This is a genomic window from Sporosarcina sp. D27, assembly GCF_000586555.1.
Taxonomy (GTDB): domain Bacteria; phylum Bacillota; class Bacilli; order Bacillales_A; family Planococcaceae; genus Sporosarcina.
In genome coordinates this window covers 49,096-55,759 of sequence record NZ_AZUC01000017.1, presented here as the reverse complement: position 1 = coordinate 55,759, position 6,664 = coordinate 49,096, and the positions used below count along the sequence as shown (strand labels likewise).

7 protein-coding genes are annotated in these 6,664 nt (G+C 42.4%); 4 read left to right on the top strand and 3 right to left on the bottom strand.

Annotated features, from left to right (window positions below; all coding sequences use genetic code 11):
• Window positions 1–135: 135 nt before the first annotated feature.
• Entirely contained in the window at window positions 136–585 is a 450-nt protein-coding gene (locus tag N693_RS0105345) for a universal stress protein (protein WP_025783775.1), read from the bottom strand.
• Window positions 586–805: 220 nt separating this feature from the next.
• Between N693_RS0105345 and ald the strand changes: the two genes are divergently transcribed.
• A complete protein-coding gene (gene ald / locus N693_RS0105340) occupies window positions 806–1,924 on the top strand; it encodes an alanine dehydrogenase (RefSeq protein WP_025783774.1) in 1,119 nt (372 codons plus the stop codon).
• 54 nt (window positions 1,925–1,978) lie between these two features.
• Here the strand turns inward: ald and N693_RS0105335 are convergent, their stop codons facing one another.
• The gene (locus N693_RS0105335) at window positions 1,979–3,073 is read right to left on the bottom strand and encodes a Xaa-Pro peptidase family protein (RefSeq protein WP_025783773.1); all 1,095 of its coding nucleotides are present in this window, start codon (window positions 3,071–3,073) and stop codon (window positions 1,979–1,981) included.
• 109 nt (window positions 3,074–3,182) lie between these two features.
• On the opposite strand from N693_RS0105335, the gene N693_RS0105330 reads away from it, so the two are divergent.
• On the top strand, window positions 3,183–3,863 hold the full coding sequence (locus N693_RS0105330) for a metal-dependent hydrolase (protein ID WP_025783772.1): 681 nt from the start codon (window positions 3,183–3,185) through the stop codon (window positions 3,861–3,863).
• 99 nt (window positions 3,864–3,962) lie between these two features.
• Window positions 3,963–5,270 (top strand): DRTGG domain-containing protein, encoded by a 1,308-nt coding sequence (locus N693_RS0105325; RefSeq protein ID WP_025783771.1) that lies wholly within the window; start codon window positions 3,963–3,965, stop codon window positions 5,268–5,270.
• A gap of 21 nt (window positions 5,271–5,291) precedes the next feature.
• Here the strand turns inward: N693_RS0105325 and N693_RS0105320 are convergent, their stop codons facing one another.
• Window positions 5,292–5,612, bottom strand: a complete 321-nt coding sequence (locus N693_RS0105320; RefSeq protein WP_025783770.1) for a YtpI family protein — start codon at window positions 5,610–5,612, stop codon at window positions 5,292–5,294.
• Between the two features lie 97 nt (window positions 5,613–5,709).
• Between N693_RS0105320 and N693_RS0105315 the strand changes: the two genes are divergently transcribed.
• On the top strand, window positions 5,710–6,651 hold the full coding sequence (locus N693_RS0105315) for a bifunctional oligoribonuclease/PAP phosphatase NrnA (RefSeq protein WP_025783769.1): 942 nt from the start codon (window positions 5,710–5,712) through the stop codon (window positions 6,649–6,651).
• Window positions 6,652–6,664: the final 13 nt, after the last annotated feature.

Here is a 6,664-nt window from a genome sequence, read left to right as displayed (position 1 = left end):
TCGCAGCGGAAATCAACTTTTTCTAGTTAATACTATTGTAAAAGAAAAAAGACTGTAGGCAAACCCCGTGATTACTGGAGTTTATCTACAGTCTGAAGCGTCTTTCTCGTATGAGAAAGACGCTTTTCTTTTTAGTTATTCGCCTTCGGATGTACGGACTACGAGTACGTCACATTTTGCAGAACGAACAATGTTCTCTGATACACTACCGATTAGGAAGCGCTCTACTGGGTTTAATCCAGTCGCTCCACAAATGATTAGATCCGCTTCGATTTTTTTAGGGATCTCTCTAGGAATCATTGTTTTAGGTGAACCATATTCCACAATAACATTCACGTGAGTCAATCCAGCTGCTGCTGCCTGCTCTTTATATCCTTCCAGCAACTCTACAGCATAAGATTGTGCCCGCTCAGCAATTGAACGGTCATACGCCTCTACAGCGGAGTACGAACGTGTGTCGATGATGTTGACGAGGTTCAAATTAGCGTCGTTACGCTTAGCAATTTCTACCGCTTTTTTAAATGCCCATTCCGACTCTTTTGATCCGTCTACCGCAACAATAATTTGGTTATATATTAATGACATCGTTACCACACTCCTACATTAAAATTATACTTCTATAGGTACTATACGACACATCTCATAATAATTCCTGCTTAATCATCAAAAATCGGGAAATTAAAAATATTTGTTTATCGATGCAAAAAGTACGGCAAAATAGGATGCTATCTGCTACACTTATTGAGAAAAGGTTTGAACGGTACATACTGGACAGCCGGACACATTCATTGAGGAGGAACTAACTATGCGTATTGGAGTACCTAAAGAGATAAAAAACAACGAAAATCGTGTCGCAATGACACCAGCTGGGGTATTCAACTTGAAATCAGCGGGGCACGAGGTGCTTATCGAAACACTAGCAGGAATTGGCTCTAATTTTACAGATGAAGAATATCGTGAAGCTGGAGCAGTAATTGTTGAAACTGCAGCTGAAGCGTGGGCAGCAGAAATGGTCATGAAAGTAAAAGAACCAGTTTCGTCAGAGTATGGTTACTTCCGTGAAGGTCTTATTTTGTTCACGTATTTACATCTTGCTTCCGAAGTAGAGTTAACTAAGGCATTACTCGACAACAAAGTGATCGGGATTGCTTACGAGACGGTTCAATTACCAAATCGTTCGTTGCCACTACTCGCACCAATGAGTGAAGTAGCTGGACGTATGGCAACACAAATCGGAGCTCAGTACTTGGAGAAGATGGAAGGCGGAAAAGGAATTCTATTATCAGGCGTGCCAGGTGTTCAACGTGGAAACGTAACCGTTATTGGTGGAGGACAAGCTGGAACGAATGCAGCCCGCATTGCGATTGGTATGGGAGCTCGTGTTACTGTTCTTGATCTGTCTGTAGAACGACTTCGTCAACTGGATGAATTGTTCGGAGATGACGTTCAAACACTAGTATCGAATCCATTCAATATTGCAACGTCCGTTAAAGATGCGGATCTAGTAATAGGTTGTGTGCTTATCCCTGGAGCTCGTGCACCTAAACTTGTAAGCGAAGAGATGGTTAAATCGATGTCACCAGGTTCTGTACTTGTGGATATTGCGATTGACCAAGGAGGAATCTTTGAAACTTCCGATCGCATTACAACTCACGACGATCCGACATATGAAAAATTTGGTGTCGTGCACTACGCTGTTGCAAATATGCCGGGTGCTGTGCCACGTACCTCTACAATGGCACTTACAAACGTTACGGTTCCTTACGCACTACAAATTGCGAACAAAGGGTACAAGCAGGCTTGCTTGGACAACGACGCTTTGTTAAAAGGTGTTAACACGCTAGAAGGTTACTTGACGTATCAAGCAGTTTCAGATGCGCAGGCAATTGAATATGTATCTGCTCAATCTTTGTTGAGTCGATAAGAATACTATAAACAAAGAAGCAGAGGCTGTAAGTTAAGCCTCTGCTTCTTCTATTTACTTAATAATTTTAAGCTCTTTCGGGAACTTCGTTAATACCTCGATACCGTCCGCTGTAACGACGACGTCATCTTCAATACGAACGCCAGTAATTGCTGAGTTGTAGATACCTGGTTCAATTGTGAAGACCATGCCTTCTTCAAGTTGGAAGTCGTTGGCGCCATGGATTGAAGGGAATTCGTGAACAGAAATACCAAGGCCATGTCCTAGTCGGTGTGTGAAGTACTCTCCATACCCGGCTTTCGTAATCACTTCGCGTGCAGCTTTATCAAGCTCACTTGCACGAACTCCTGGCTTTACAAGATCGATGGCTGCCTGATTTGCAAAACGTACTGCTTCGTAAATACTAAGCTGTTCAGCAGATGGTTCGCCAAACGAAACCGTTCTAGTAATATCTGAACAATACCCTTTATGCACAACTCCAAGATCCATTAACACAAAATCTCCTTTTTGGATTTTGCGTTCTCCTGGAGTTCCGTGCGGAGATGCGGTTTTCGGACCTGATAAAACAGTTGTGTCGAACGACATCTTCTGGACGCCTTTTTTCTTCAACGCAAACTCGATTGCTGTTTGAAGTTCCAGTTCAGTGACACCTTCAGCAATATTCTCACACGCCACTTCAATCGCGTAGTCTGCTAATTTTGCTGCTTCACGTAGTAGTTGGAGTTCTGATGCGTCCTTATGACTCCGCATTGTATTCAATTGTTCATCCAGACGAGAGAATTGAGCTGTTGGGAAGAGTTCTTCCATACGTTCCAAACGCTCGACAGTAAGATGTGATTTCTCAATTGCAATCGTATTAAGTTCGCTCACTTTGCGTTTCACTTCAGCTTGAACAAACTCCCAAGCGTCATCTGTGTCTTCGTAACCGACTGTTCCAAAAGTCCAGCCTGCAGATTTCACATCAGGAACTTCCATGAGTGGACAGACGATGAAAGGTTCTGCGTCTTTAAAAATCATCACACCTAGAAGCCGCTCGTGGGGGTCGCTGCTAAAGCCTGATACGTAAAACACGTTATCAGGTGTAGTTACGAATGCTGCTTCTACATTGTTGTCCTGTAAATACTGCTGAATCGATTTAAGTTTTGTCATGATTAATCCTCCTTAATTCACTTATCTATCATACCAAAAAAAGAGGGTTTACATATGGTTTCACGAATTGATAAAAAGGATAGAACAATAAGTGGAGGTGTCAAATCCAATGGAAATTTCTTATCACGGACACTCAATCGTTAAGATTAAAACAAACAACAAGGTGATTTTGATCGATCCTTATATTACAGGAAATGATTTGACGGATTTAGTCGTGGCGAACGAAAAACCAGACGTCATCTTGCTGACTCATGGACACAATGATCATGTGGGCGATACGATTGAGATTGCAAAAGCGAGTGGGGCATTAGTTGTAGCGCCGAACGAACTTGCGGTATGGCTAGGCTGGCAAGGTCTAGAAACCCACGGCATGAACATCGGAGGAGCTTGTGAATTCGATTTTGGAACAGTGAAGTTCACGAAAGCGTTTCATAGCTCATCGTATACAACAGATGACCAACAGCTGATTTATATGGGAATGCCTGCAGGAATTCTGTTTATGGCAGAAGGAAAAACGATTTACCACGCAGGGGACACGTCTCTATTTGGAGATATGGAGCTAATTGGCAAGCGTCATGCAATCGATATCGCATTTTTACCAATAGGTGATAACTTTACGATGGGACCTGAAGATGCTGCATATGCGGTGGAACTTCTCTCTCCGAAGCTGACAGTGCCAGTACATTACAATACATTTCCACCAATCGTTCAAGATCCTGAAGACTTCAAAAAACTTGTGAAAGACTATGAAGTTCTTGTGATGGAGGCGGGAGATGTGACCCGGATTTGAGTCAACTGGGCTGGCAGAGATAAATCTCTTTCAGCTCGGTTATTTTTTATGGATTTATGGTAAACTGAAGAAAGGCATACATAGAAAAAGGTGAATGCAATGTCGACAAAGCATGAACAGATTTTGCGCCACATTGAAGAGCTCGCTGTTGGTGAGAAGATTTCAGTACGGCAAATTGCAAGAGCGCTCACAGTAAGTGAAGGAACAGCTTACCGAGCGATTAAGGAAGCGGAAAATAACAAACTTGTAAATACAATCGAGCGTGTCGGTACAGTGCGTATCGAAAAGAAGAAAAAAGAGAATATTGAACGACTGACGTTCGCTGAAGTTGTGAATATTGTGGATGGTAGTGTACTAGGCGGTAGCGGAGGCTTACATAAAACGCTGACTAAATTCCTGATTGGTGCGATGCAACTGGATGATATTCGACGTTATATTGACGCAGGAAGCTTGCTCATTGTGGGAAATCGCCAAAAAGCACACCAATTAGCAATCAGCGAAGGGGCAGCGGTTCTTGTAACAGGTGGTTTTGATACGACGGATGAAGTGAAAGAGCTTGCTAATTCACTCGATTTGCCGGTCATCACGACCAGTTATGATTCGTTTACTGTCGCAACCATGCTGAATCGTGCGATATCCGACCAGATGATTGAGAAGGATATCCTTCTCGTAGAAGATATCCAGCACCAACTTTCAAATACTTCAACGTTGTTCATTCAAGAGACGGTTGGTCAATTTAACGAATTGAGCCAAAGAACTTCCCACTCTGCTTTTCCAGTCATTGAGCGGAATGGGAAAGTAGTAGGTATGGTCACGTCTAAAGATGTCGTTGGAAAACTGGAATCCGAACCGCTTGGAAAGGTCATGACAGCCTCACCAATTACAGCGACTGGAAAGATGAGTGTTGCTTCAGCTGGTCACATTATGGTGTGGGAAGGTATCGATTTGCTCCCAGTCGTAACGGAAACAGGCCTGTTGGATGGTGTCATTAGCCGACAAGATGTTCTGAAAGCTTTTCAATTGGCGCAACGACAACCACAACAAGGTCAAACCATCGATGATATTGTGAAAAATCAAATGCACTCTGATACAGAAAATCCTCAAAACGTAATTTTTGAAGTGATCCCTCAGATGACCAATCAGCTTGGCTCTTTGTCTTATGGTGCATTGACTACGTTGCTAGCGGAAACAGGTAACCGTGCCATCAAGCTTTATAAGCGTGGAGAAAGTGTTCCTGAGAATTTATCGATCTATTTTATGAGACATGTACAGCTTGGGAGTAAGGTAACGGTTGAACCCGAAATTTTGCATATGAGTCGACGGGTCGTGAAAATGGAAATTTCGTTGTATGCAGAAGGTGAAATGATCGGCAAATCGCTAGTTACTTATCAGTTGTTGGAACGATAAAAAAACGCTGATGCATAGGCATCAGCGCTTGTTCAATTCTGTTTCTTCGTCCACGAATTGGTTGTAATACTGAACGGCTTTCCGGTTAAAGATGGATACATAACCTCCAAGTATGATGAAGATTCCAGAGATCACGTAAGTCGTCACCCCTCCAAACAGCAACAGCTGATTGATTCCGAAAGAGACTAGCAGGAGTCCTAAAAACATTCCTGCTCTCGATGAAAACATCTTTTTTCGAATAGGAAATACCTGGCTTGTCCGGAACTGTCGAGTTTTAAAGTAAAAATAGAATACTGCCGAAGCAATAATAAAGAATACAAGTACAAAATTTAAAGTCTTCAAAGCATAGCCCTCCAAAAGAATCCAGCACTTCCTCTATTGTAGCGGCTTTACAACTCAAATGCGACCGTAATTCTTTAAATAACGGAGGAAATGAAAAATGAAAAGACAAATCATTGACACAATTGAACAGTATTCCACCATTATTATTCATAGGCACGTCCGCCCCGATCCCGATGCATTTGGATCACAGGTAGGCTTAAAGAAGTTAATACAAGCGAATTATCCCAACAAAAACGTCTACGCGACAGGAAGTGATGATGGCCAGTTGTCATTTATGGCTGGACAAGATCCCGTATCCGATGACATGTATGAAGGTGCGTTAGTCATTGTGACAGATACAGCAAACACCGAGCGAGTGGATGGACAGTCTTACAAAAAAGGGAGCTTCTTAGCTAAGATCGACCATCATCCGAATGTGGATCCCTATGGAGATGTATTATGGATTGATACACACGCGAGTTCTTGTTCGGAAATGATTTACGAATTATTCGCTGAAGGAAGAGACGTTAAAGGATGGAAGCTTCCAGATGAATCTGCAAGACTACTATTTGCCGGAATTGTCGGTGATACAGGAAGATTCATGTATCCAAGTGCGACGGGTAAAACGTTTGAAATTGCTAGTGAATTGATCAAATACAACTTTGACCGTCAGCAAATTTTTGCAGGCATGTACGAAGTTGAAAGAAATCTGCTTCACTTGCAAGGGTACGTGTACCAAAATTTCACGATCGATGAAAATGGAGCAGCTTTTATTAAACTTAAAAAAACAATCTTGGATGAATTTGATGTAAAAGCAGAAGAAACGTCTTCACTCGTAAGTTCACTTGGAGATGTAAAAGGCATCTCTGCCTGGTTAATATTTGTCGAAGAAGAAGACCAAATTCGTGTTCGATTGCGTTCTAAAGGAATTGTGATCAATGGTTTGGCTGCTGAATACGGGGGTGGCGGACATCCGCTTGCTGCAGGTGCCTCTGTAAGAACTTGGGAAGAAGCCGATGAAGTGATTCAGAAAGTACAAAAGTTATGTGCGCGTAACTAGTGAATGGAGGGAT